The sequence below is a fragment of the Chryseobacterium sp. CH21 genome (genome assembly GCF_004119445.1).
Taxonomy (GTDB): Bacteria; Bacteroidota; Bacteroidia; order Flavobacteriales; family Weeksellaceae; genus Chryseobacterium.
In genome coordinates, this window is record NZ_QICI01000019.1 from 1 (window position 1) to 26,705 (window position 26,705).

The 26,705-nt window shown below is 36.5% G+C and carries 21 protein-coding genes; 4 read left to right on the forward strand and 17 right to left on the reverse strand.

Features of this window, described 5'->3' with window-relative positions; translation table 11 throughout:
• Window positions 1-27: 27 nt before the first annotated feature.
• From BOQ62_RS02390 to BOQ62_RS02445, 12 genes are all read right to left on the reverse strand, one after another.
• Entirely contained in the window at window positions 28-555 is a 528-nt protein-coding gene (locus BOQ62_RS02390; RefSeq protein ID WP_129036811.1) for a helix-turn-helix domain-containing protein, read from the reverse strand.
• Between the two features lie 82 nt (window positions 556-637).
• Window positions 638-2,185: a glutamine-hydrolyzing GMP synthase gene (guaA, locus tag BOQ62_RS02395; protein WP_410494171.1), complete on the reverse strand. Its 1,548-nt coding sequence runs from the start codon at window positions 2,183-2,185 to the stop codon at window positions 638-640.
• 169 nt (window positions 2,186-2,354) lie between these two features.
• Complete coding sequence (purD, locus tag BOQ62_RS02400; RefSeq protein ID WP_129036813.1) at window positions 2,355-3,593, reverse strand: phosphoribosylamine--glycine ligase; 1,239 nt, start codon at window positions 3,591-3,593, stop codon at window positions 2,355-2,357.
• 89 nt (window positions 3,594-3,682) lie between these two features.
• Window positions 3,683-5,200, reverse strand: coding sequence for a bifunctional phosphoribosylaminoimidazolecarboxamide formyltransferase/IMP cyclohydrolase (gene purH, locus BOQ62_RS02405; RefSeq protein ID WP_129036814.1), 1,518 nt, complete (start codon window positions 5,198-5,200; stop codon window positions 3,683-3,685).
• Between the two features lie 143 nt (window positions 5,201-5,343).
• Window positions 5,344-5,907, reverse strand: a complete 564-nt coding sequence (gene purN, locus BOQ62_RS02410; protein ID WP_129036815.1) for a phosphoribosylglycinamide formyltransferase — start codon at window positions 5,905-5,907, stop codon at window positions 5,344-5,346.
• 75 nt (window positions 5,908-5,982) lie between these two features.
• Window positions 5,983-6,975: a phosphoribosylformylglycinamidine cyclo-ligase gene (gene purM / locus BOQ62_RS02415; protein ID WP_129036816.1), complete on the reverse strand. Its 993-nt coding sequence runs from the start codon at window positions 6,973-6,975 to the stop codon at window positions 5,983-5,985.
• Between the two features lie 282 nt (window positions 6,976-7,257).
• Window positions 7,258-7,809 carry an NADPH-dependent FMN reductase gene (locus BOQ62_RS02420; protein WP_129036817.1) on the reverse strand — a complete coding sequence of 184 codons (552 nt, stop codon included), beginning with the start codon at window positions 7,807-7,809 and terminating at the stop codon, window positions 7,258-7,260.
• Window positions 7,810-7,846: 37 nt separating this feature from the next.
• The gene (locus tag BOQ62_RS02425; RefSeq protein WP_129036818.1) at window positions 7,847-8,575 is read right to left on the reverse strand and encodes a pirin family protein; all 729 of its coding nucleotides are present in this window, start codon (window positions 8,573-8,575) and stop codon (window positions 7,847-7,849) included.
• A 438-nt stretch (window positions 8,576-9,013) separates the two neighbouring features.
• Window positions 9,014-9,535 (reverse strand): hypothetical protein, encoded by a 522-nt coding sequence (locus BOQ62_RS02430; protein WP_129036819.1) that lies wholly within the window; start codon window positions 9,533-9,535, stop codon window positions 9,014-9,016.
• Window positions 9,536-9,722: 187 nt separating this feature from the next.
• A complete protein-coding gene (locus BOQ62_RS02435; RefSeq protein WP_129036820.1) occupies window positions 9,723-11,141 on the reverse strand; it encodes an MFS transporter in 1,419 nt (472 codons plus the stop codon).
• Window positions 11,141-11,659, reverse strand: coding sequence for a nuclear transport factor 2 family protein (locus tag BOQ62_RS02440; protein WP_129036822.1), 519 nt, complete (start codon window positions 11,657-11,659; stop codon window positions 11,141-11,143). The genes BOQ62_RS02435 and BOQ62_RS02440 overlap by 1 nt, the downstream gene beginning before the upstream one ends.
• A gap of 9 nt (window positions 11,660-11,668) precedes the next feature.
• Window positions 11,669-13,528: a glycoside hydrolase family 13 protein gene (locus BOQ62_RS02445; RefSeq protein WP_129036824.1), complete on the reverse strand. Its 1,860-nt coding sequence runs from the start codon at window positions 13,526-13,528 to the stop codon at window positions 11,669-11,671.
• Between the two features lie 205 nt (window positions 13,529-13,733).
• Between BOQ62_RS02445 and BOQ62_RS02450 the strand changes: the two genes are divergently transcribed.
• Window positions 13,734-14,726 carry a sterol desaturase family protein gene (locus BOQ62_RS02450; protein ID WP_129036826.1) on the forward strand — a complete coding sequence of 331 codons (993 nt, stop codon included), beginning with the start codon at window positions 13,734-13,736 and terminating at the stop codon, window positions 14,724-14,726.
• Window positions 14,727-14,795: 69 nt separating this feature from the next.
• Here the strand turns inward: BOQ62_RS02450 and BOQ62_RS02455 are convergent, their stop codons facing one another.
• From BOQ62_RS02455 to BOQ62_RS02470, 4 genes are all read right to left on the reverse strand, one after another.
• A complete protein-coding gene (locus BOQ62_RS02455) occupies window positions 14,796-16,952 on the reverse strand; it encodes a glycoside hydrolase family 97 protein (RefSeq protein WP_129036827.1) in 2,157 nt (718 codons plus the stop codon).
• 78 nt (window positions 16,953-17,030) lie between these two features.
• Window positions 17,031-18,149, reverse strand: a complete 1,119-nt coding sequence (locus BOQ62_RS02460; RefSeq protein WP_129036830.1) for a SusE domain-containing protein — start codon at window positions 18,147-18,149, stop codon at window positions 17,031-17,033.
• A 17-nt stretch (window positions 18,150-18,166) separates the two neighbouring features.
• On the reverse strand, window positions 18,167-19,483 hold the full coding sequence (locus BOQ62_RS02465) for a RagB/SusD family nutrient uptake outer membrane protein (RefSeq protein ID WP_228413597.1): 1,317 nt from the start codon (window positions 19,481-19,483) through the stop codon (window positions 18,167-18,169).
• Between the two features lie 390 nt (window positions 19,484-19,873).
• Window positions 19,874-22,507 (reverse strand): SusC/RagA family TonB-linked outer membrane protein, encoded by a 2,634-nt coding sequence (locus BOQ62_RS02470; protein ID WP_317127351.1) that lies wholly within the window; start codon window positions 22,505-22,507, stop codon window positions 19,874-19,876.
• A gap of 333 nt (window positions 22,508-22,840) precedes the next feature.
• Here BOQ62_RS02470 and metG point away from each other — a divergent pair, with 333 nt between their 5' ends.
• The 3 genes from metG to BOQ62_RS22870 all read left to right on the forward strand — a co-directional run bounded on the left by metG (window position 22,841) and on the right by BOQ62_RS22870 (window position 25,609).
• Window positions 22,841-24,877 (forward strand): methionine--tRNA ligase, encoded by a 2,037-nt coding sequence (metG, locus tag BOQ62_RS02475; RefSeq protein WP_129036834.1) that lies wholly within the window; start codon window positions 22,841-22,843, stop codon window positions 24,875-24,877.
• A gap of 64 nt (window positions 24,878-24,941) precedes the next feature.
• Window positions 24,942-25,280 carry a hypothetical protein gene (locus BOQ62_RS22865; RefSeq protein ID WP_228413599.1) on the forward strand — a complete coding sequence of 113 codons (339 nt, stop codon included), beginning with the start codon at window positions 24,942-24,944 and terminating at the stop codon, window positions 25,278-25,280.
• Between the two features lie 47 nt (window positions 25,281-25,327).
• Entirely contained in the window at window positions 25,328-25,609 is a 282-nt protein-coding gene (locus tag BOQ62_RS22870) for a hypothetical protein (RefSeq protein ID WP_228413602.1), read from the forward strand.
• A gap of 197 nt (window positions 25,610-25,806) precedes the next feature.
• Here BOQ62_RS22870 and BOQ62_RS02485 read toward each other — a convergent pair whose 3' ends face one another.
• Window positions 25,807-26,511 (reverse strand): class I SAM-dependent methyltransferase, encoded by a 705-nt coding sequence (locus BOQ62_RS02485; RefSeq protein WP_129036836.1) that lies wholly within the window; start codon window positions 26,509-26,511, stop codon window positions 25,807-25,809.
• Window positions 26,512-26,705: the final 194 nt, after the last annotated feature.

Genomic DNA, 26,705 nt, shown 5'->3' on the forward strand with positions numbered 1-26,705 from the left:
ACAGGAGTGACAGGGCATATTTTTGCCTTAATCCTTCGATGGCCTCTGCTTGTTCTTTTTGAGAGTTAAGGCGTCTAACTTTTTTAGAAAATCAATTTCAGCCCGAAGTCTTTCGTTTTCCAATAAAAGCTCTTCTTCTCTGGTCAATGGCTTATCGGACTTTCTTTTCTTACGCTTGTGATCACTCATAATACAGGGTCTTCCTTTGGGGTTATTCTTTAACCCTAAAATACCTCTTTTTTCGTAATCCCTTTGCCAATTCAACACGGTAGACTGAGCTGCGATATCGAATCGTATACATGCTTCCCTTTGTGAAATACATTCTGTTTCGATGGCTTTTAGAACTTTAACTTTGAAACTCAGAGAATAGCTCTTGTTTTTTCTCGGTTGTAGCCCCGAGATTCCGTATTTGTTATAAAAACCAATCCATTTACGCAGATTGCTTTCATTAAATCCTTTCTCTGTTGCTATAGATCCAATCGAATGATGAGAAGTTTTGTGAAGATTAATACATTCTAATTTGAAAGCAACGCTAAATTTTTCTTTTCTATACATAAAAAATGCCCCTAAAAAGTGTCTAACTTTTTGGGGGCAGTCCAAAACGGGCAGGATTTATATTTAAAATTCAAGTCAAAAATTATTCCCACTCAATTGTTGCAGGTGGTTTGCTTGAAATATCGTAAGCTACTCTGTTGATTCCTCTTACTTCGTTGATGATTCTGCTTGAAACAGTATCCAAAAACTCGTAAGGAAGTCTGCTCCAAGTTGCTGTCATAAAGTCGATCGTGTTTGCAGAACGAACTACCGCTGTGTATTCGTAAGTTCTTTCGTCTCCCATTACTCCTACAGATTTTACCGGAAGAAGGACTACAAATGCCTGAGATACTTTTTCGTAAAGGTCATTTTTGTATAATTCTTCGATGAAGATATCATCAGCTTCCTGAAGGATTCTTACTTTCTCAGCATCTACCGCTCCCAATACTCTGATTCCTAATCCAGGTCCAGGGAAAGGGTGTCTGTATACTAAATGATGAGGAATACCCAATTCTTCTCCTACTCTTCTTACTTCATCTTTGAAAAGCTCTCTTAATGGCTCTAATAATTCGAATTCCATATCTTCAGGAAGTCCTCCAACATTATGGTGAGACTTGATTACTGCAGATGGTCCGTTGACAGACTGGCTCTCGATAACGTCAGGATAAATGGTTCCCTGAGCTAAGAATTTTGCACCTTCAATTTTGTGAGATTCTTCGTCAAAAACATGGATGAATTCGTTTCCGATGATTTTTCTCTTCGCTTCAGGATCATCTACCCCAGCTAGTTTTGAAAGGAATCTATCCTGAGCATCCACCATTTTAATGTTCATATGGAAATGTTCTCCATACTGATCCATTACTTTCTTACCTTCATCCTTTCTCAATAATCCTGTATCTACGAAGATACAAGTTAACTGATCACCGATTGCTTTATGGATTAAAACAGCGGCTACAGAAGAGTCTACCCCTCCGGAAAGTCCAAGGATTACTTTGTTGTCTCCTACTTTCTCACGGATTTCCTCAACTGTTTTTTCAATATAGTTGGTCAGTTTCCAGTTTTTCTCTGAATTACAGATCCCGAAAACAAAATTTTCAAGCATTTTTGCTCCTTCTTCCGTATGAGAAACTTCCGGGTGGAACTGAACACAGTAGATTTTACTTTCTTCGTTAGCGATAGAAGCAATTACTCCTGATTTTGCGTTTAATTCAAAGCCTGCAGGCAATTCTCCTACTTCGTCAAAGTGACTCATCCAAACTACAGAATTCTGAGTAACTCCCTTTAATAAAGAGCTTTCTTTAACGATTTCTAAGTTTGCTTTACCATATTCTCCTTTTTCTCCTTTGTTTACTTTACCACCTAAAAGGTGAGCTGTCATCTGCATTCCGTAACAGATTCCCAACACTGGAACTCCCTGTTCGTATAAAGCTTTTTCAACCAGATGGGCATTGTCTGCATTTACAGAACTTGGTCCACCGGAAAGGATGATTCCTTTTGGCTGTTTTGCTAAAATATCTTGTAATGGTGTATTGTAAGGCAAGATCTCAGAGTATACCCCCATCTCACGGATTCTTCTTCCGATAAGCTGGTTGTACTGGGATCCGAAATCTAAAATAATAATACCGTTGTTCATTTTTGATAATTGATAAATGATGATTGATAAATGATAGAGCTAATGGCTAATGGCTTCTGGCTTGGAAAAAACTTCCTAATTTCACTTTCAGCAACTAATTTCTAACCTCTAGCGTCTAACTTCTAATTATTAACTGTCTTACAAAAAAAGACTTGGAATGGCTCCAAATCTTTTTTCGTGATTTTTATTAAAACTTTCCGATGTCTTCTCTGTAGAAGCCGTAATCGAAATGTACGTGACTTGCATCTTCGTAAACCTTTTTGCGGGCATCTTCGAAAGTAGCTCCTGTAGCTACAATGTTCAGAACTCTACCCCCATTGGAAACCACTTTGTCTCCTTTGCTGATTGCTCCTGCATATAATAGTTTACTATGTTTCAGTTTATCTTCTCCTGTAATTTCGAAACCTGTTTCGATGTTTCTTGGATACCCTCCCGAACACATTACAAGACAAATTGCTTTTTCGTCTTTAAATTTAAGCTGAATGTCTTTTCCTTCCATACAATCCTGGATCACATCCAAAAGATTGTTTTCCATAAGCGCCATCAATACCTGAGTTTCAGGATCTCCGAATCTCATGTTGTATTCCAAAAGGTAAGCTCCGTTTTTCGTTACCATCAATCCGAAGAAGATGATTCCTTTAAATCCGAAACCTTCAGCTTTAAGCCCTTTAATAGTAGGTTCTAAGATATTTTTCTCAAAATCTGCGTAGTGCTCCTGAGTAAATTCCGGACTTGGTGCGATGGAACCCATACCTCCTGTATTAGGTCCTGTATCTCCGTTTCCAGCTTTTTTATAATCTTTTGCTGCTACACATGGAAATAATTTATCTCCGTTAGAGAAAGCAATGATAGACGCTTCAAAACCTTGTAAATATTCTTCAATAACTAAACGGATACCAGCATCTCCATAGATTCTTCTGATCATGAAGTCGTGGATCGTAGCTTCAGCTTCTTCCAGAGTATCACAGATTACCACCCCTTTTCCTCCAGCTAAACCACTTGCTTTAACTACTAAAGGATACTGCTGTGTTTTCACATACTCTATAGCTTCGTTATATGAATCAAATACGACAGCTTTAGCTGTTTTGATATCATAGGTTTGCATAAATTTCTTAGAGAAAGCTTTACTTCCTTCCAGGCTTGCTACTTTTTGGGTAGGCCCGAAAACTTTAAGATCGTGCTTTTTAAATTCGTCCTTGATACCCGCTACAAGAGGAGCTTCCGGACCTACAATTGTAAGATCAATCTTTTCTTTAATGGCGAAATCTCTAAGTTCTTTGATTTCCGATAAATGAACATTTTTCCCTATTACATCGGTAGTAGCATTCCCGTTGGCAAAAAACATTTTAGAAATTCTTGAGTCATTCTGAAGCTTTGCCGCTAAAGCAGATTCTCTACCGCCTTCACCTATGATTAATATTCTCATACTTTATATTATTATCTAGTCTATTTTACAAATATATAATTTTGAATGCTAAAAATACAATCCCTAATTATTTTTTAATTCTATTTTAATTAGTGGAAAAAGTGTCTAACTCCTGTAAACATCATTGGAATATTGTGCTCATTGGCAGCCTCAATACTATCCTGATCTTTTACACTTCCACCCGGCTGAATAATCGCCTTGATACCTTCCTGAGCACAGAAATCTACCACATCACGGAAAGGGAAAAATGCATCTGAAGCGAGTACTAAATCTCCTGAGAATTTTTCTTTTGCTCTTTCGATAGCCTGCTGAGTCGCCCAGATTCTGTTTACCTGACCGCCACCGATACCGAATGCCTGAATTCCGTTGGAAACTACGATTGCATTAGACTTCACATATTTCACAACTCTCTGAGAGAAAAGTAATGCTTTTTTCTGTTCTTCTGTAGGCTGTACTTCAGTTACTACTTTGATATCATCTGAGAAATGAAGGTCATTATCCTGAACAAGGATCCCTCCGTCTACTTTCACCCAAGTCTGTTTGTCTGAAACAGGGTTTACGATTTTGATGATTCTCAGGTTTTTCTTTTTTCTTAAAACTTCAAGGGCTTCTTCATCAAATTCAGGAGCCATTACAATTTCAAGGAACGTTTTATTTAATTCTTCAGCTGTAGCTGCATCTATTTTATAGTTCATTGCAACAATTCCGCCAAAGATAGAAACCGGATCACATTCAAATGTTTTCTGATAAGTTTCCAACGCTGAAGTTCCGATGGCAACTCCACAAGGGGTAGAGTGTTTTACGGCACAACAAGCCTTTTCTTCTTTGAATTCAGTGACTACTTTCCAGCAAAGGTCCATATCACGAAGATTGTTGAAAGAAAGTTCTTTACCTCCAAGCTGTTCGAAGTCTTTCATCGCTCCGTTCTCGAAAGTAGAAACGTAGTAAGCTGCTGTCTGGTGAGGGTTTTCACCGTATCTTAAATCAGCTACTTTTTTATAAGAAGCATTCAAATAAGTAGGATATTCTTCATCTAAAAGCATTCTGGAAATCGCTGCATCATACGCAGAGGTAAGGTTGAATACTTTTCCTGCAAGCTTTTTACGGGTTTCGATGTAGGTATCTCCGTTTTGCTCCATTTCAATTTTCACGGCTGCATAATCTTCTACATCAGTGATTACCGTTACAGAATCAAAGTTTTTAGCTGCAGAACGAAGCATTGAAGGGCCTCCGATATCGATAAACTCTACTTTTTCATGTAAAGAAATGTCTTTGTTTACATTTTCAAAGAAAGGGTAAAGATTTACGATCACCATGTCAATCAGATCAATTCCGTGCTCCTGAACGGTTTTCATATGCACTTCGTTGTTACGAACAGCCAGCAATCCTCCGTGAACTTTCGGGTGTAAAGTTTTCACTCTTCCGTCCAGCATTTCAGGAAAATTGGTTACCTCATCAATCTGAATAGGATTTAAACCAGCGTCTTTCAAATGTTTGAACGTTCCTCCTGTAGAGATCAACTCATAATTCTGAGCTTCCAAAAACTGTGCGAATTCTATTAATCCACTTTTGTCAGAAACACTGATTAAAACTCTCTTTTTACTCATTTTACTTTCGATTTTTTACTTTTTACAGCTATTTCAAACTGTGTCCGGGTCTTTCACCTCCGAACTTACTTTTATTTTACTTAGATTTTTCTATTTTCCTGTCAAAAATTAAAAATTTTTGACACCCTTCCAAAGGAAAGGAATTAATTTCCCAGGACCTTATTGATCGCTATTGGAAATATTTCATATTCAATCTGGTGAACTTTTTGAGCCAGGGTTTCAGGAGTATCTTCAGCAGTTACTTCAAAAGCTTTCTGAAGAATAGGTGCTCCCTCATCAATACCTGGTGTCACAAAATGTACAGTCGCCCCACTCTCTACTTCTTTGGCTTCAATGACTGCATTGTGAACGTTCATTCCCCACATTCCTTTTCCTCCAAATTTCGGAAGCAAGGCGGGATGAATATTGATTATTTTACCATTCCAGTTTTCACAGAATTCAGATTTTAAGATGGATAAAAATCCTGCCAATACGATCAAATCTGTATTTTCAGGGACTACTTTAGCCAATTCACTGCTGAAATTCTTTCCTCTCGGAATCAGTATATTTTCTATATTGTGATTCTTTGCTCTTTCCAGTCCGAAACATTCTCTGTCAGCTACAACTAAACTTACTTGTGCATTCTGGATTTCTCCGGAATCAATAGTATCAATGATTCTCTGCAGATTGGTTCCTGAACCGGATACGAGTACAACGATGTTCTTCATTATTCAGATGTTAGATGTCAGATTTAAGATTACAGACTTACCGTCTGATGTCTAGGGTCTGAAATCTGATGTCATTTAAAATTTCAAATCAATTTTCTCTGCTCCTTCAGTGATTTCTCCGATTTCGTAAGCATCATCTAAAAGGTGTAATACTTTTTCAGCATGTTCAGCATCTACAACGATTACCATCCCTACACCCATATTGAATGTTCCGTGCATTTCTTCACGTTTCACTCCTCCTCTCTTTTCAAGCTCAAGCATTACGCTAGGAATTCTGATTTTTGATTCGTCAATAGAAGCACAAAGTCCTTCAGGAATAATTCTTGGAACATTTTCATAAAGGCCGCCTCCTGTGATGTGAGCAATTCCGCTTACTTTTACTTCTTCCAATACTTTATGAATATCTTTATAGTATAGTCTTGTAGGAACTAAAAGAGTTTCATATAAAGGTTTTCCTTCAAATTCTTCTTCGAAATTAGGGAATACTTTTCTTACTAAAGAGAATCCGTTTGAGTGGAATCCTGAGCTTGGTAATGCAATAATTTTGTTACCTGCTTTGATGGTAGAGCCGTCAATAATCTGGTCCTTTTCTACAATTCCTACACAGAATCCTGCAACATCATAATCTCCAGGCTGGTACATTCCCGGCATTTCAGCAGTTTCACCACCAATCAAAGCACAGTTGTTATCCTTACAAGCGGCAACCATTCCTAAAACGATTTCTGCAGCAATTTCTGAATCAAGTTTTCCGCAAGCCAGATAATCTAAGAAGAACAAAGGTTTTGCTCCGTGGCAAAGAATATCATTGGCACACATTGCGAAACAATCTACTCCGATAGAATCATATTTTTTGGTATCTAAAGCTACTTTAAGCTTTGTTCCTACTCCATCTGTTCCTGATACAAGAACCGGATTTTTGTATCCACCGATTTCATAGAAAGCACCAAAACTCCCCAAGTGGTTCAGTACATTGGAATTGTGGGTTTCACCGACCGCTTTTTTGATCTTGTCAACCGTTTTGTATCCTTCTTCTTTGTCTACTCCTGCTGATTTGTAAGTGTTGCTCATGTCTGCTTAGATTTTTAGATATCGGATTTCAGATTTCATACTATTTATGATCTAGTAACTGCTTCTGGCGTCTTCTTATCTTTTAATATTTCAATTACTTTTATACTTGATTTTAGAAAACAAAAAAGCCGACAATCTTTTCAGATTATCGGCCGTTATTTTATCTCAGAATTTCAGAGCCCACAATTTTCCCTTTATGAGAAAAACATTGTTTATAGGAGGTCTGAATTTTCATCTCTTTTCTTTTTGCAAAAATAGTAATTTTAAATGAATATTCAAATTCTATTTTTCAAGGATGGTTTCAATAGCCGCAATCTTCTTGATTTTCTCTTTCAACTCATTGATTTTCTCTTCGTTAGAAATTTTTTGAGCTGCTTTATCAAAGTTATCATTAAAGAAAGGAAGAGAAAAAGTTTCCACCACATTTCCTCCGTGGAAAGGGAAACGCTTTGATGCTGCTTCCAAAACACCTGCTCCACCTCTACCTCCGGGAGATGTAGACATCAATAACATGGGCACTTCATTCCAAACTGTTCTGTCTTTGATTCTAGACACCCAGTCGAACACATTTTTAAATGCTGTAGAATAGGTTCCGTTGTGTTCTGCCAAAGCTACCAACAATACATTAGCACCGTCAATTTTAGAGGCAAAATCGTGGGCTTCCTGAGGAACACCTCCCGCTAATTCTCTTTCATGTTTGTAGATGGGCATTTCGAAAGGATTCAGATCCACTACTTCTACTTCTGCATTTTCAAATAATGTTGATGCGTAGGCAACCAACTGTTTGTTCATTGAAACTTCTGAGTTGCTTCCTGCTATTGCTAAGATTTTCATATGTGAGGTTTATTTTTAAGATTACAAATTTAGTTTTTTATTTAAGATAAGCTGGCAATTCCATTGGGACTTCCATTAATAAGACTTCAGTGTCTTCCACAGCTTCGATATTAAAGCTCTGAGTATCCCAGATTCCCAATCCGTCTCTTTCATTCAGGACACGGTCTCCAATTTTTGCACTTCCTTTTAATACGAATGCATAGACTCCGTTTCCTTTTTTGTTGAGCATGTAATTTTTACCGTTTCCTTTTGTAAAATTGGCCAGATTGAACCATGCATCCTGATGAATCCAAACTCCGTCATCATTTTTATTAGGAGATAGGATCTGCTGGAATCCATTTATTTTTTCTCCTTCTTTGATACTTTTCTGATCGTATCTTGGTTCAACATTCTGTTCTTTCGGGAACACCCAAATCTGAAGGAATTTTACTTCCTCATCTTTATTTTTATTGTATTCGCTGTGCATGACACCTGTTCCTGCACTCATCACCTGAATTTCTCCTTTTCTGATCACCGCTGTGGTTCCCATTGAATCTTTATGTTCCAAATCTCCTTCCAAAGGAATTGAAATAATTTCCATGTCTCTGTGCGGGTGTGTTCCGAAGCCCATTCCCTGAGAAACGGTGTCATCGTTCAATACTCTTAAAACGCCAAAGTTTGTTCTGTCTCTGTTTTGATAGTTGGCAAAACTGAATGTATGGTATGAATTTAACCATCCGTGGTTGGCATGGCCTCTTGAATCTGCTTTATGATATACTGTTTTCATTTTCTGTGATTATTTATAGTACAAATGTACGGGATGTGGGTGGTTAAAAAGTTGATGTAGGTTAAGAAAGGAAATTGGAGAAGTAAAAAGGGGTGAGAGAGCTCATAAAGTGAAGGTCATTTATAGGTTGGATTACGCAAAGACGCGATTTTTTTCAATATGTTTTTAAGGCGCAAGGATTTTATCTGTGATAAAATTTTATACTGGATATTTTTTCTTGCGATGATTAAATAAGTGCAAGCATCTGCGATATCTGTGAAAATCTGTGGGAGATTATGATATTCTGAAGATCAAAAAAACTAATAAGTATACGAAGGATAGATTTTAAGTTTTGGCTAAAGCCAATTGATTAATTTCTAAAAGAAAAACGGGCTCCCTTCGACTACGCTCAGGATAATAGCCCATTCCTATTGATATTTTAGATTTAAAAATTGAAATTTATTTTTTAAAAATAATGGTGGTATAATCTGTATTATAAGTTCTTGTTTCGACACTGAGTTTATTTAAAAGAATTTCGGCTTCAAGTCTTATATTTTTCCATGTTTCATGGTGATCTAAAAAGTCCCAGTCCCAAATTTCTACAGGGATATCATCTACTTTCTTTTTAAAATTCAGAAGGTCTTCCTTAAAAGATTCGTCAATGAGTTTATTTCTGAAAATGGTATCAAATAAAACAGGGAGGAATGCATAATCAAGTTCTTCATACAGTTCTGCCAATGGGTCTATTAAAATGGGAGCCATCTCATCCAATTGGTCTACATTATAGGTATAAAGAATCAGTGAGTTTATAATATTGGTATAATAGAAATTCACATGTTCACCATATTGAAGCAATTCTTCCTGAAGTAATTCTTCTTCAGTAAACCCAGTATCATCAAGATCTTCAACAATAGCCTCATTTTTCTGCTTCTTACTTTTTTTGTTTGAAGGAAAAAGTTTATTTAAAAAATTAAGCTTCATGATAAATAATTTTGGTTTTTTAAAAAAAATTGCAAAAAAAGATAGGTTTTGGCTAAAGCCGATCAATAAATATGGAAAGAGAAAACGGGCTAAAGCCCGCTCCTATTGAATTGTATGATGCAATTTTAAATTAATTTCAAAACAGATTACATTACTAATTTCTAACCTCTAACTTCTAGTTTCTAATTTAAAAATGCACCTGCTTGATTTCTTCTTCAATTTCCTTTGGCGTTTCATCTTCTGATTTTACAAAAATCATCGTTACTACAGCTCCAATCAGCATGCAAACACCACCTACAACAACATAATCCATAGCCTGCTTTCCAAAAACACCACTTACAATAGGGCCTCCGAATAAACCATTGATGATCTGCGGAATCACAATAAAGAAGTTGAATATGCCCATATAAACACCCATTTTTCGTTGTGGAATCACCTCAATAAGCATAGCATAAGGCATTGCCAGAATACTAGCCCAGGCAAAACCTAATCCGATCATTGAAATCCATAGGTTGTTGACATCTCTAATAAAATACATTGAAACAAGCCCCAAACCTCCACACAATAAAGCTAAGGCATGAGTCTGTTTTTTACCAATAAACTTAGCTATAGGCGTCAACAGAAAGGCAAACGGGATTGCCCAAAGATTATACATCCCAAAGAGCTTTCCTGTTAAGTCTCCTGCGTCATTGAATGCTTTGGAATGGGTATCTTCCGGAGAAAGTCCAAAATGATGGGTTGCCAATGCACTGGTGGTAAATACCCACATGGTAAACAATGCAAACCATGAGAAAAACTGAACAATTCCCAGCTTTTTCATCTGTATAGGAATCGCAGCAAAATCTTTGAAGATATCTGAAAACTTGGAATTATGTTGTTCTCCTTCTTTTCCATCTTCAAAATCAGCAAACTCCTGTGGGGAATACTCTCTGGTTGTCATAATGGTGTACAGAATTGATATGATAAGCAAAGCTGCACCAATATAAAAGGAATAAATGACATTATCTGCTACAAACCCTTCTGGTGCTTCATTGGAAATCCCCATTTTTGTTAACCAATCCGGTAGATATGAACCCAATACCGCTCCAATTCCGATCAGAATAGTTTGTACAGAAAATCCTATGGTACCCTGATGTTTTGGGAGCATATCTCCCACCAGGGCTCTGAAAGGCTCCATTGCAATATTCACTGAAGCATCCATCATAGCCAGAAATATTACGGCTAATAAAAGAGCATTAGCTGCAAACATCTGGGTAACAGAAGCAGCATTTGGAAGTAAAACCAGACCGATGGCACACAAAACAGCCCCAATTAAGAAATAAGGCTTTCTTCTTCCCAGCGGACTCCATGTATTATCACCCATGTGACCGATAATAGGCTGAACAATCAAACCTGTAACAGGAGCCACCAGCCAGAACCAGGATAATTCGTGAACATCAGCTCCTAAATTCCCAAGAATACGGCTCGCATTTCCATTCTGTAAACCAAATGCCATCTGAATTCCCAGGAATCCCATGCTCATATTGATAATCTGGAGCATCGATAAGTCCGGTTTTTTCCTTTTTCCTATCTTCCCAGTATCATATTTCCCCATCATTATTGCCATTATGACTTCAGTTTTTGAATTAATGCATCTTCGATAGGGGCTTTTTCAGGAACCACTTTATCTACCACTTCATTAGGAACCGTCATGGAAAGAACATATTGTTTTACCTTCCAGCTTCCGTTGATTTTTTCTACCACACCGGAACCTCTGCAAATTTTCATTTGGGTATCCAATAGCTCATCAAACCACGCCAGTTTTCCATCTTTATTGAAATAAACATTTCTTTTAAGAGCCTTAAAATTCCAGGTTTTCTTTTTATCAAAATAAGGTTTTGCCCACACCATGAATTCTTTTTTATTCCAGATTTCGGTAGCATCTGTTCCAATGAAGGTTGATTCATCTGCAAAGAAATTGAAATAAGTATTGTAATCCGCTTTTGCAGCAGCTACATTGAACGCATCAAGCATGGTACTGATTTCTGATTTTTCTTTCTCAAATGTATTTTTTGATTGTGCAGTGAGTATAGAAAATCCCAGTACAAATAGGATTAGCGTATAAACTGTCGTTAGTTTTTTCATGTATAATAATTATTTTTCGAGTTCAATAATCAACGGAGTTTTTGCAGAAATATTCATAGTATTTTGTAATGATATTTCTTTTCCTGATATAATTTCTTTTCCTTTTGTAAATCCTTTAAGAGATTCAGCAAAACGTTTCAGGTCTAATGTCTGATCTTTTTCTTTATTGTTGATCACTACCATTACACTTTCTTTGTCATTATATCTGAAATAAACAAAGACACCATCCTGAGGAACGAAATTTTTAGTTTTCCCGTTATGAATCACATCTTTACCTTTTCTCCAGTTCAGTAATTTTTGAGTAAACTGAAAAAATTCTTTCTGTTCCGGAGTCTGAGCGGATGGCAGGAAAGCATTTTGTTTGTCAGACTTCCAGCCACCCGGAAAATCTCTGCGGATATCGGCATCTCCTCCGGCATTTTTATCGCCACGCATTCCTATTTCTGATCCGTAGTAAATTTGCGGAGTTCCCCGAACTGTTGAAATCAGGGCAATTGCCATTTTATAAGCATCCGGATTGGCATTAAAGATTTCGTTCCATCTTTCGGTGTCATGATTTTCGAAGAAAACTAAAAGATTTTTAAGATCCGGATATAGGAAATCACTGGTAAAAGTATCATAAATCCTTATCATACCTTTGTCCCACCCTTCTTTTTCTTTAAGGGCTTTCGGCATATTTTCAAACAGCATAAAATCCATTACCGATGGTAAGTTTGAATTGTATCCTGCAATCTCCCCCACTTTGGAATCTTTTTGCCATGCTGCAATTTGTGCGGCTGTATACAACCAGGTTTCGCCTACGATATTGAATTTCGGATATTCATCAGTAATTGCCTTTGCCCATTTTGCCATCGCATCTTTATCATTATAAGGATAGGTATCTACACGAAACCCTCCCAGTTCGGCATATTCTATCCACCAGATGGCATTTTGAGTCAGATATTTTAAAACTAGTGGATTTTTCTGATTGATATCCGGCATGGTTTTGTCAAACCATCCGTCCAGCGCAGATTTTTTATCAATATCCGAAGCATTAATGTCAAATTGTGTTGTCGTTTTATAATTGGAACGTTTAAATCCATTCTCTCCTTCATCGAACCAGTGTATCCAGTCTTTTGATGGCAGATCTTTGATCATCCAGTGTGAACTCCCCCAATGGTTGGTTACATAATCCATTACCAACATCATTTTTCGTTTGTTCAGCTCCTGAGATAAAGTTTTGTATTCCTCATTGGTACCGTAGCGGCCGTCTATTTTGTACAGATCGGTTTGGGCATAGCCATGATAAGAATATACTTTTTCGTTATCCTCATTTACAGGGGTAAGCCATACTGCTGTAGCTCCAAGATTCTGAATATAATCCAGATTGTTTATAATACCACGGAGATCTCCACCATGCCTTCCATTAGGCAGACTTCGGTTTGCTTTTTCTGTAAGTTCAGGTTTCGAGTCATTCTTCTCATCACCATTAGCAAAACGGTCTGGCATGATCAGGTACATCACATCTTTTGAGGTAAAAGATTCCCGGTTGGCAGAACCTGATTCTCTCTGCTTAAGTTCATAAATATAAGAACCGATGTTTTTTTTATCTTTTTTAATATTGATAGTAAACTTCGGAATGTTTATTTCGTTGGTATTGACTGTAATAAAAACATAGTTCGGATTTTCTACTTTCTTGATGTCTTTGATCTGAATTCCATCCGAAAGTATAATTTCGTTATGGGCAATGTCTTTTCCGTAAACAAGAATCTGAAGTTCTGGATTTTTCATTCCCTTCCACCAAAAAGCAGGTTCTACTCTTTCCAATGTTTTTTGGGAAAAAGCGACAGAAGCTATTGAAAGGGCTAATGCGGCGTATATTGTCTTCATATTAGTGTTCAATTTAGCATTAAATTTTCATATATCCATTCAAAAATGGAGCGCATAGCGTCTTTTTTATCACTATTAATATAAATTTTCAAAATTTAACCCATTATTTAGATTTTCATTTGAAAAAACTTAAACTTTTCATAAAAAATTCATCCTGAAAATTGATTTTTCATCCTTTTTATTTCTAGTTTTACAGAAAAAAGAAATGTTTGATTTCAGTAATATGTTCAAAACAGAGGGACCAGACGTTGTTTACAGCTGGACTATTCCTGTATTTGCTGTGATTATTTTTATAGAGATGGCTTACAGTCATTTTAATAAGGAAAAGATTTACGAGACGAAAGATGTAGCTACCAATGTTCTTTTTGCTTTGCTTAATTATGGATTAGACATCATTATGAAAGGTTTCTCGTTGTTTGTCATGATGTTCTTTTACCATCACCGTATCTTCGACTGGCAAGAAGGTATCTGGTATTGGATTGCGGTATTCCTTGCTCAGGATTTTGCTTATTATGTCCATCATTACGTAGATCATCACTCAAGGGTTTTCTGGGCGGTACATATTACCCATCATAATTCTGATTATTTCAATATCAGTACAGGATTCAGAAGTCCTGTATTTCAGCCGTTGTACAGATATCTGTTTTTCTCTCCGTTAGCTTTTATGGGATTTCATCCTTGGCATATTCTGGTAGCCTACTCTGCAATACAGATTTATGGTACTTTTGTTCATACCCAATCCATTAAAAGTATGGGATTTCTAGAATATATTCTGGTTACTCCTTCTCATCATAGGGTACATCATGCCTGTAATATCAAGTATCTGGATCGCAATATGGGAATGGGACTGATTATCTGGGATAAAATTTTCGGAACTTTCGAAAAAGAAGACCCTGAAGTACCTGTTAAATATGGGGTTTATCCAAAAATTAAATCTAAAGACCCCGCTACCATGCTTTTCTATGAATGGAGAAGAATAGGAAAAGATATCAGACAACCGGGATTATCGTTTAAAAATCGTATAAAGTATCTTTTTTATTCACCGGGATGGCGACATGATGGTACTGGAAAAACGGTAAAGCAATATCAAAAAGAATATAAAGAAAAGATAAAAAACAGAACCTCATCTGTAAAAGAACAAACATCAGAAACTGAATATCAATATTCAGCACTGAATCAGCATGCAGGAGATAAATAATCTCTCATTAAAAAAATACCCCGGAACATCAATATCTGATGAACCGGGGCACCTTAGTGTCTCTTCAAATTATTTTACCGGCTTAATAGAAATTGCGAACCCGCCACTTCTTGCCATTTTAAAATTAATTTTTGATTTACTTGTAATCTCTTTTTTATAGATATTATAGCTTTGAGGATTATCAATATAATCAGCATCTTTTCCATCTTCATAGATTGTTGCTTCATATTTCTTTCCTTTGTCTAAGAAAGAGAAGTCTACTGCATAATCACGTTTGTTTTCATCGGTAATACCTCCTACAAACCAATTTTCAGTCCCTTTTGCTTTTCTTGCCGTGATGACATAATCTCCAGGTTCTGCAGATAAGATCTTTGTATCATCCCAATCTGCTGCTACATCCTTGATAAACTGGAAGGCATCCATATGCTTTTTGTAGTTCTCAGGAAGGTCTGCAGCCATCTGAAGCGGCATATACATCGTTACGTAAAGAGCTAACTGCTTTACCAGAGTAGTTTTTACAAAACGATTATCTCCAGGGAAATAATAGTCTAGTTTTGTCTGGAAAATTCCTGGTGTGTAATCCATAGAACCACCCATCCATCTTGTAAACGGAAGAACCGTCTGATGATCTGGCTTATTTCCTCCGAATGCTTCATATTCCGTTCCACGTGCAGCTTCTGCAGAAATATAGTTCGGATAGGTACGGCTTTCTCCTGTAGGACGTACAGATTCGTGAGAATTGACCATGATTTTATAGTCATTTGCTTTTTCTGCAATTCTGTAATAATGATTGATTGTCCATTGAGAATAATGATGCTCACCTCTAGGAATAATATCTCCTACATATCCTGTTTTTACCGCATCATACCCATATTTGTTCATGGTTTGGAATGCTTTGTCTGCCCATCTTTCATAGTTCGTGGCAGAACCTGAGGTTTCGTGGTGCATGATCAGCTTTATTCCTTTTGAATGGGCATATTCATTCAACATTTTGATATCAAAATCCGGATAAGGGGTGATGAAATCGAAAACAAATTCTTTAGAGTGTCCGAACCAGTCTTCCCAACCAATGTTCCAACCTTCGATCAACAATCCCTGGAACCCGTTTTCTGCAGCAAAGTCAATGTATTCTTTAACTTTTGTATTATTGGCTGCGTGTTTTCCGTTTGGAGTTAATTTCGCAAAATCAGTTTTACCTAAATGAACGTTTTCAGCGGTGGAATACGCCCATTGTGATTTTCCGATGATCATTTCCCACCAAACTCCCATGTATTTTGTAGGGTGAATGTAAGAAGTGTCTGTGTACTTTGTAGGCTCATTAAGGTTGAAGATCATTTTAGAATCCATCACCTGTTCTGCTTTCGGAGCTACGATAATCGTTCTCCAAGGCGTTACTGATGGTGTCTGAATGTATCCTTTTGCTCCCTGTCTATCGGCAGTCAAATGCGTTTTGAATTTAAAATTCTGTGCATCTACTTCAAGATGTGAAGCCGGATAGTCTAATACTGCAGCTTCTGCAACGTTGATATACAATGGTTCTTTTCCTTCTTTTTTAAGCATCAAAGGAGACTGAACTGCATTTTTCACCAATGACTGAGAAGCATTGGCATCGTATGCTTTATCCCATTTTGCCGGAATTTCAGAAACTTTTGTTTCCTGATACTGGTATTCCTGAGAGTCATAATCTGCAACCATCCACCATGCCTTCATATCGGTAGGGAAATCAATTTCAGAATCTTCTTCTCTGATTACGAAATAATTAAGATTTTTTTGTTGTGGAAACTCATATCTGAAACCCAGACCATCATTGAACAATCTGAATTTCACTACAATACTTCTGTCTGTAGAAGCCTGATTCAGGGTAACTGCCAGCTCATTGTAGTTATTGATATAGTTTTTCTTTTCTCCTAAAACCGGTTGCCAGGTTTCATTTTTGGAGTCTCTTTTTTCATCTGTTTTTGCAAAACCGTTGTTCAGGTCGTATTTTGCATCTTCTGGTTTGGCTATTTCAGAAGCAAACTTTATGGCTGTGTCTTTAAATAATCTCAATCCCAATTTAGAATCTTCAACTACTACTGCACCATTGTATTTCAGGTTATAGTAAGGTATTCCTCCTTTCAGCTGAAAATTCATTTCAAACTTTCCGTCCGGAGATTTTAAAGATTGGGCTTTCAAACCTGTAAACATCATTGAGAGCAAAAGCGCTCCAACTGTAATTTTCTTCATAATGACTATTTAATTAACTTAAAAATAGATAAAAGTGCTGCGGGAAAGCAGCACTTTGCTTTTATAAACTCAATATTCTTATAATTTTGTAATCGTCAACTTATAATATGCTGAATTGTGTAAATCCAGTTCAATTTTATAATTACCTGCTTGTGAAACTTTATATGCAGGATCTCCTGTTACTGTGTTCTCTGAACTTAAATAAGACTGAACGGCAGTTCCGGAAGCCAAAGTCTGATCTGCATCTTTTGGCTGGAATTTCATTGCCCAATCATCATTAGCTCTGAATTTAAATACTCCTGTAGTAGATAAAGCAATTGAATTGATCACAAAAGTCTTAGTTACAGGATTATACACAAAATCAGTATCTGATCCCCATCCAGTAGGCGTTGCGTCGCCAATTACCCCAAAGTTTGCAATAACTGAAGAGTAAGTGTTTGCAGCCCAGTTTACCTTAATGTAGTATGTTCCTGCAGCAGGAGCTTTTATATTGTCTCCATCTGCTTTCAATTTTCCAGAATTGCTTCCATCATCTCCTTTATTTCCAGGCCAGTCTTCATTGATTGCAAATTTATATTTTCCATCTTCAGCACCAGCAACAGTATTGATCCAGATAAATCCTCTGTACTCATCATTCTTTCCTGGAGAGAATAAATTAGGTGAGTTACCCGGAGTCCAGTTTGCATACCCTGCAGCCCCTGCATAGCTTCCCGGTACATTGATCTTAGGATATACCAAATCCGGGTTTGGAGTATAAGGAGTTACTTTGAGTGCTATTACATTGGAATAAAAAGCTGCAGGCCCCACAGAAGTTTTTAATCTTACCTCAATATCATTTACAACATCCGGAACAGCTCCGATACTGAACATAGCAGCGTTCATAGCAGCATTAGTAACAGGACCTGAAGTCATATCGTTGGAAAAGTCAACGGTAGCACTTTTTTTGAAACCGTTTCCTTTCAATCCAAATTCTAATTGCTGGCTGGAAGCAACGGAAATATTGTATGTAGGTTTTGTCCAGTTAAAAGTGATTACAGCAACATTAGCATTAAGCTCATTAAGCACAATTGCACTTTTATCAGCAGATAACTTACCTGCAGATGTTTCATTAATAACTGCCTGATCCTCGTCTTTTTCACAGGAAAAAACTAAAAGTCCTGTAAAAACCAGGGCTAATATTTTGAATAAAGTTTTCATTTTAATAGTGTTTTTAATTAATAACCAGGATTCTGAACCAGATTAGGGTTAGCAACGATGTCGTTAGCAGGAATTGGAAATAAGTTTCTATAATCTTCAACTGATTTACCATCTTTTACACCACCTTTCCAAGGCCACAGATATGAAGCTGAAGTAAACTTACCATAACGAATCAGGTCGGTTCTTCTCGTTGCTTCCCAAGACATTTCTCTAGATCTTTCGTCTAAGAAAAAATCGGTATTAACTGAAGCAACAGCAACTCCTCCCGCTCTTGTTCTTAAGGCATTTACATATCCTAATGCAGTGGCTGCATCTCCTCCTGATCCACCTCTTGAAACGGCTTCACCATACATAAGATAAATATCCGCTAAACGATATAAAGGAATATCCGCATCAACAAAATTACCTGATGCATCTGACCCAGGGGCACCATTAGAAAACTTTATATTTTTATATTTAACAAATGCATAACCATCTGTAAATGTTGATACATTATTTATTTCTAAACTTTGACCACTTGTATAGAAATTTCCTCTTTGGTCACTTGGGGAACCAGCAAATAGATTAACAAAAGATTTTGTAGTTCTTATACCACCCCAACCTCCATTGATTCCGAACTGAGAAGCAGGCATCGATCCTCCTACTGCAGCGTGTACCATAAAAGTTGAACCTCCATAAGTTTTTGTACTTGTACCATCGTAGTTTACAGATAAAATAACTTCAGGATTATTTACATTATTATCTGCCATAAATAATGATGAATAGTTTGATTTTAATGAATATCCTGCGTTTATTACTTTATTACAGTAAGTAATACAATCTGTATATCTCGCTGTACCCGTATAAACTTGCGCATTCAGATATAATCTCGCTAATAAAGACCAAGCAGCAGCTTTATCTGCTCTACCGTATTCATTACTTCTTGCATCTTTAAGATCATTTGCACAAGCTAAAAGTTCAGACTCTACATATTTGAATAGTTCTGCTCTGGCAATTCTTGGAGGAGGTGTATTAATAATATCAGTAGTCTCCGTTACCATTGGTACATTTCCAAATAGATCCATTGCATGATAATACGACTGAGCTCTTAGAAAACGAGCTTCTGCACGCATATATTTCGCTTCTGTAAGATTAGTTCCAGTAATTCCGTTTGTAGAAAGTTTTTCGTCAGTTGTATTTTTAATAAACTCATTACTTACCGCAATTACATTGAATATTCTATAGTATATTGCTGCAACAAACGGATTGGAAGCATTCCAGGTCATATTGTGCATCTCTGGAAGGCCTGAATCAGCCCAAGCAATAACAGCTTCATCTGTTGTTAAAACCTGCATACTGTACATTTGACGAAGATAGTTTGAGAAACCTCCATCAATTCCACCTATATCCGTATTTCCGTCTGCATTATTTTGATCTCCCTGCCCTCCAATTGCCAGCCCTGCATAAATTTTAGCTAAAGCAGGTTTATAATTATTAAAATCTTTGTATAATACAGAAGCTGTTAATCCTAAACTTGGTTCTCTCTCAAGATCTTGTGTACAAGAACCTGCAAAAAATAGAGCCCCTAGAGTAATAGACCCTATAATTATTTTTTATATAAATATTTATTTTTCATGTTGATTAAAATTGGAAGTTAAACCCTACTGAATACACTTTCGGTCTTTGATAGAAACCATTGTCAATTCCTCCAAATACCTCAGGATCTACGCCTTTATATTTTGTAATTACAAAACATTTTGTGCCATTGCATTTACTCTTAAATTGGTTCCTTTTCCCATAAATTCTCCTGCATTATAAGCAATCGAGAAATTATCCATTCTAAGGAATGATGCATCTTCAATGAACATATCCGAGAAAAGTTGTGTGGCAGCAAACTGTGTTGTTAAAACACTTGAATTTGTATTACTCAAGAAATTATTCGCCTGAATATTTGCAATTGAGCTATTAGAAGCAGAATTATTATAAACGTAGTTCCCTAAAACAGCTCTAAGCGATGTACTAAATTCCCATTTTTTCACGCTTACCTTTGTAGAAAAGCCTAAGATTACATCAGGATTTGGAGATTTGTAGAAATATTTATCATCTTCAGTAGATTTCCCATCACCATTTCTGTCAAAATACACTCCTTCTAAAGGCTTTCCATTACTATCATAGACTTGTTGATACACATAAAATGCATTGAGTGGCTGACCGACTGTAATTGCTTGAATGTAGTTATTAATACCAGTAAGCGTTCCCACTTGAATTTTATATGATGAATCTACATATTGAGATAAACTTGTAACCCTAGGATTAAATCTAGTAGCATTAAGATTTACATCCCAAGTTACGGTTTCATTTTTCACAGGAATCAAATTCAAGTTAGCTTCAAAACCTTTATTAGCAATAACTCCAACATTTTTAATATTAAAGTTACTTAAATCACCTGCCCAAGTGGGTACTTTTGCAATAAGGTTTTCAGATTTTTTATCAAAATAATCTATTGAACCACTAATTCTATTATTTAAAATAGCAAAGTCTAAACCTAAGTTTTTAGTAGTAGTTGTTTCCCAAACCAAGTTTGGATTGTAAACATCTGGACGAAGTAAAGTATAGAAACTATTACCAAACTGGTATTGTGCAGTACTACTATTACTATAAGAATAAGAACCAAATGCAGGATAGAAATTACCTGTTTCTTGCTGACCTGTTTTACCCCATCCTGCTCTTATTTTTAATGATTTAATCGCTGAAATATTTTTTAAGAAGCTTTCTTCATTAATTTTCCATGCAACTGACACTGCTGGAAAATTACCCCATAACTGGTTTTTATCTGCTCCATTCCAGAATGTTGAAGAACCGTCTCTTCTGATAGAACCATTGATAACATACTTATCTGCTATCGTAAAAATCCCTCTGGCATAAAAAGACAGTAATGTTCTCTGGGTATCTCCTGCAGTTGAAAAATCGGTTTTTTGACCATTTCCATAATATGTAGGAGCTTCCGGAGTAATTGATCTTGTGTCTTGATAAGAGTAACCACCAATAATATCCACAGTTGTATTAATGGCATTAATCTTTTTTACATAATTTAGATAAGATTCAAATAATTTACTTTTAATTTCCTGCGAATATGAACGATAAGATCCTAAAGTTCCAATTCCCTGAGCGTACTCTTTGTATGTGTTAACAGAACCATCACTTTTTGCATAATCATAAGATCCTGTTATATTCAGCCTTAAATCAGGTAAGAAATGAAACTTATAATCTAATTGTAAACTTGGAATGACTCTAAAAACAGATGAAATATCTCTTTTACCATATAATAAACCTAATGGGTTTCTTGTTCCATTTACGTTTAAACCTGTAGCAGTGTTCGCAGGATCTAACCATTCGTAATATCCTCCATATTTAGAATTCCCCGAATATACAGGTTGCGTTGGATCAAAATAAATAGATGCTCCAATAGCTCCAGCATCTGGAAACCTGTTCTCAGAAAAAGTTCCTTTAAAATTACCATTAACAGTTAAATGATTATCAAAAAATTTAGGCGAAAAATTTAAACCTAATGAGGTTCTTCTGAATTCATTTGTCCTTACAATCCCGTTTTGCTCATTGTACCCCAAAGAAACTCTATACGGCAAACCTTTTACCCCCCCTGAAAATGCAACATTATTGTCTGTTCCCCAGGCTTGTTGATAAATTTTATCCTGCCAGTTAGTATCTGCTTTACCCAGATAAGATTTTTGAACACCTGTTCCAAAAGTATTCACAAAACTTCTAAACTGATCAGCATCCAAAACATCTACATTACCCATTTTAGTGGAGACAGAAAAATTAGTATTGAAATTAACTTTGAATTTACCTGCGGTACCTTTTTTCGTTGTAATTAAAATAACCCCGTTTGAAGCTCTATTTCCGTAAATAGCTGCAGAAGATGCATCTTTTAAGATATCAAATGTTTCGATATCATTTGGATTAATCAATGATAACGGATTCGTTGCTCCACTCAAACTGTTAAAATCAATAGGAACACCATCAATAACAATTAGCGGATCATTATTAATGAATGAAGAACCACCTCTTACTCTAATTGTAGAACCTGAACCAGGAGCACCGCTGTTACCCGTAATTTGTACCCCAGGAGTTTTACCAACAATTAATTGATCGGCAGTGGCTGCTCCCCCATTAAAATCTTTGGATGTTACAGAAGAAATAGATCCTGTAAGATCCGTCTTCTTCTGCTTACCATATCCAATCAAGACTACCTCATCTATTTTTTTTTCTTTAGAAAGAGTGTCTTTAGTCTGCGCATGTAATACTGTACTGGCCAGTAAAAAAGCGGGCGCAATTTTTAATACTGTTGTAAAATTCTTCACAATCTTATTTTTTTATAGTTTCGTTTTTCAGTCATATTTTGGCCCAGAGCCAGACTCGCAATTTAAAAAAAATTAGAATTATTATAAATTTAATATAATTTTAGTTAAAATTATGTATATTACGAAACCGATTTTAGTTAGTTTTTTAGGATCCAATATTTTACAGCGTCTTATGCTATGCATAATATTTGTTTTAAATTAATATAATGTTAAACAAACGTTTAACTTAATTTCATATTCAGCACTTAAAATTTGCATTCTTGATCATAATAATGCCACTAATAGCGGTATTCGACAGATATTCCTTATCTTTGCATTTAAACTTTACTATAAATGTCAAACAGAAAGATGATTACGGCAGCTTTGCCTTATGCAAACGGGCCGGTTCATATAGGACATTTGGCAGGTGTTTATATTCCTGCGGATGTTTACGCAAGATTTCAGAGAAGATTAGGAAAAGATGTAGCGTTTATCTGTGGTTCAGATGAGCACGGAATTCCTATTACCATAAGAGCTAAAAAAGAAGGAGTAACTCCTCAGGATATTGTTGACAAATATCACGAGATCATTAAAAAATCTTTTTCAGACCTTGGAATTTCATTTGATGAATATTCAAGAACAACGTCTAAAAATCATTATGAAACCAGTCAGGATTTCTTCAAGGTTTTATACGAAAAAGGAAAATTTACAGAAGAAATTTCTGAGCAGTATTTTGATGAGCAGGCAGGAGAATTCCTTGCTGACCGTTATATTGTAGGAACATGTCCTAATTGTGGTAACGAAAACGCTTACGGAGACCAATGTGAGAAATGTGGTTCTACCCTTTCTCCTTCTGAGCTGATCAATCCGAAATCAATGCTTAGCGGAAATGTTCCTATCCTTAAAGAAACAAAAAACTGGTATCTTCCATTAAATGAATACGAAGACTTTTTAAACGAATGGATCATTGAAGGTCATAAAGATGACTGGAAGCCTAACGTATACGGACAGGTGAAGTCATGGTTAAATGACGGCCTTAAGCCTCGTGCAATGACTAGAGACCTTAACTGGGGAGTTCCGGTTCCTCTTCCGAATGCAGAAGGAAAAGTATTATACGTATGGTTTGATGCTCCTATCGGTTATATTTCTTTCACTAAAGAATGGGCGGAGAAAAACGGAAAAGACTGGAAAGACTACTGGCAGAGTCCAGACAGCGATCTGGTACATTTTATCGGAAAGGATAATATTGTTTTCCACTGTATTATTTTCCCTTCGATGATGAAAGCGCACGGAGATTATATTATGCCGGCTAATGTTCCTGCTTTTGAATTCCTGAACCTTGAGAATGATAAGATCTCAACATCAAGAAACTGGGCAGTATGGGCTCATGAATATGTGGAAGATTTCCCTGGACAACAGGATGTTTTAAGATATGCTCTTCTTTCATCTGCTCCGGAAACAAAGGATAATAACTTTACATGGAAAGATTTCCAGACTAAGAATAATTCTGAATTGGTAGGGATCTTTGGAAACTTCATCAACAGAGTTGCTGTTCTTATTCACAAATATTATGACGGTGTTGTTCCACAAGGTGATGTAAACAGCCCTGAACTACAGGAAATAAGTAAATCTGCAAAAGAAATCTCAGGATTCCTTGAAAATTATGAATTTAGAAATTCATTAACTGCATTAATGAATCTTGCTCGTTTTGGAAACCAGTACCTTCAGACAGAAGAGCCTTGGAAAACCATCAAGGACAACCCTGAAAAAGCAGCTCAATCTTTATTCGTTGGAGCACAGATAGCTGTTGCTTTAGCTCAGTTATGCGAACCTTTCATGCCTTTCAGCTCTGACAAATTATTGAACATGTTCAATGTTGAGAAGAAAGACTGGAGCTCTATTGAAAACCAATCGGTGCTAATTGAAACAGGGCATAAAATCAACGAATCATCTCTTCTTTTCTCAAAAATTGAAGATGATGTCATTGAAGCTCAAATCCAAAAGCTGGAAAACACAAAACAAAACAATAAAAAAACAAACCCTAACGCAAACCCTATGAAAGAAGAGATCACATTTGATGACTTTACTAAAATAGACCTTAGAACAGCAACCATTTTAGAAGCTGAAAAAGTAGAAAAAGCAGACAAATTATTAAAGCTTACTGTAGATACAGGAGTAGATGTAAGAACTGTTGTTTCCGGTATTGCTGAAAGTTTCACTCCTGAAGAATTAATCGGGAAGCAGGTGATGATCCTTCTGAACCTTGCTCCAAGAAAGATCAGAGGAATTGAATCTCAGGGAATGTTATTATTAACAACAAAACCAGACGGAAAATTATCTTTCGTAACACCGGATGACAGCAATGTTGAAAACGGTATTGAGATCGGATAATTAAAATCCTTATAAAGATAACGGGCTGTTTCACGAGAAGCAGCCTTTCTTTTATATACAGTTTATGGTCAACAAAAATGTTTTAAGAAAGCTTTCCAATCAGGAATTGGAGGGATATTTAAAAGAAGGCAACCGCTTTGTTCCGGAGGCTGTTCAGGCAGCTTTTGAAATTCTGGAAGAAAGGGGACGTGTTTTCAGTGAACAGGAAAAAACGGCTGTTCAGCAATTGATTCAGCATAAAAAAGAAGCTGAGGAAGCAAAACGTGCAGAAGAAGTGGAAGTTTGGAAAGATCATATTACAGAAGATCCGGAGGCCATAAGGCTTTATTCACGGATGACAATTTTGGTCACCAGTGTTTTTTCAGTACAATTCCAGGAGCAATTTTACTGTGTCTTAATCTAATCAAACTCAAAAAATACTTCCCGGCCTTTCTTACACTTGTATTTGGATTGCTGTTTTTTATATTTCAGAAGTATGTTCTGCTTTCCCATTTTGACTTTGGTACAACTTCCAGATATAGTCCCGAAATTGGAGTTATTTCAATAGGAGCTTTAGGTTTACTTGTCATCAGTGTTCTAGCAACTCCAAAAAAACTCCCTTACCGTGCTGAATCTTATATTCTTCCTGTTATTTTATGTATCGGAACGGCTGTTCTGATCTATTTTTATTATCAGGAATGGTTTTCTTATTATCCTTTTTTAAGAGCCATACAAATATTCAGACAATCATAAGGAGCTTATTCCCGCTATCCACTTTTACTCCTCGCTCCCAGCTGTCACCCTGAGCGTAGTCGAAGGGCCTCTTCTTTGCTGTGGGGTAACCGTTTCTATCGGGGCTAGAATAGTACAAAAAAAGTCATCCCGGTTTACAGGATGACTATATATGAATGAGATTGCTTCGCTTTCAGCTCGCAATGACTTGTTGTCAATTATTTCTTAGTCAGTTTTGCTAAGTAAGAATCTTCATCTTTCAACACTCTTTCTATTTTGAAACCATTATTTGTGGCAGCATTTTTCAACGTATTAAAGTCAAGATACAGCCAGGTAATCGGTTCCTCGGATTCTCCTTTATAATGAACTACGTATTCCAGTTCTCCGTAATATCCACCAGCCGGAATATATACTCCGCCATCTTTATCACGGTCGAACATATAAAGAATATCCGTACTGTCAATTAAAACCTGTCCGCCATCATTCAGTAAAGTATGCAGCTTTTGAAGATAAGTATCAATTTTCGCAAGGCTTTCAAAAACTCCGGTACCGTTCATCAATAATAAAAGGGTATCAAAAGTTTCTCCTGAAAAATCAAGCATATTTTCACAAACTGCTTTTTTAATACCTCTCAGCTTGCAGACCTCAATTGATTTTGGTGAAATATCCAATGCGGTCACCTCAAGATTTCTTTCATTTTGAAGGTATAAAGAATGAGAACCTGCTCCCGCTCCGATATCCAGAACTTTTCCGTTGGATAACTGCAATGCTTTCTGCTCAATATCATTCATTTCTTCAAAATCTCTGAATAAGTAATCTACCGGAAGCTCATCCAGCTCAGAAATTGACGTTTCAGTCTGCAGATCTTCAGGATTGTCATTGTGGTAATAATCCCAGATCGCTCTGCCCATTAAATCTTTCATGGTGCAAAGATAAGAGTTCGGGGTGATAGTTGCCAGTTTATTTTGTTGTGGGGTGCTGGTTTCGGGATGCGGGTACGAGTTGCGAGTTATTATTTTTTGTTGCGAGTTGCGAGGTGCTGGTTGTTTTTGTTCCTGGTTACCCCACAATGTTAAACCTTGAACTTTAAACTCTCAAACCCTCCCACTCTCAAACT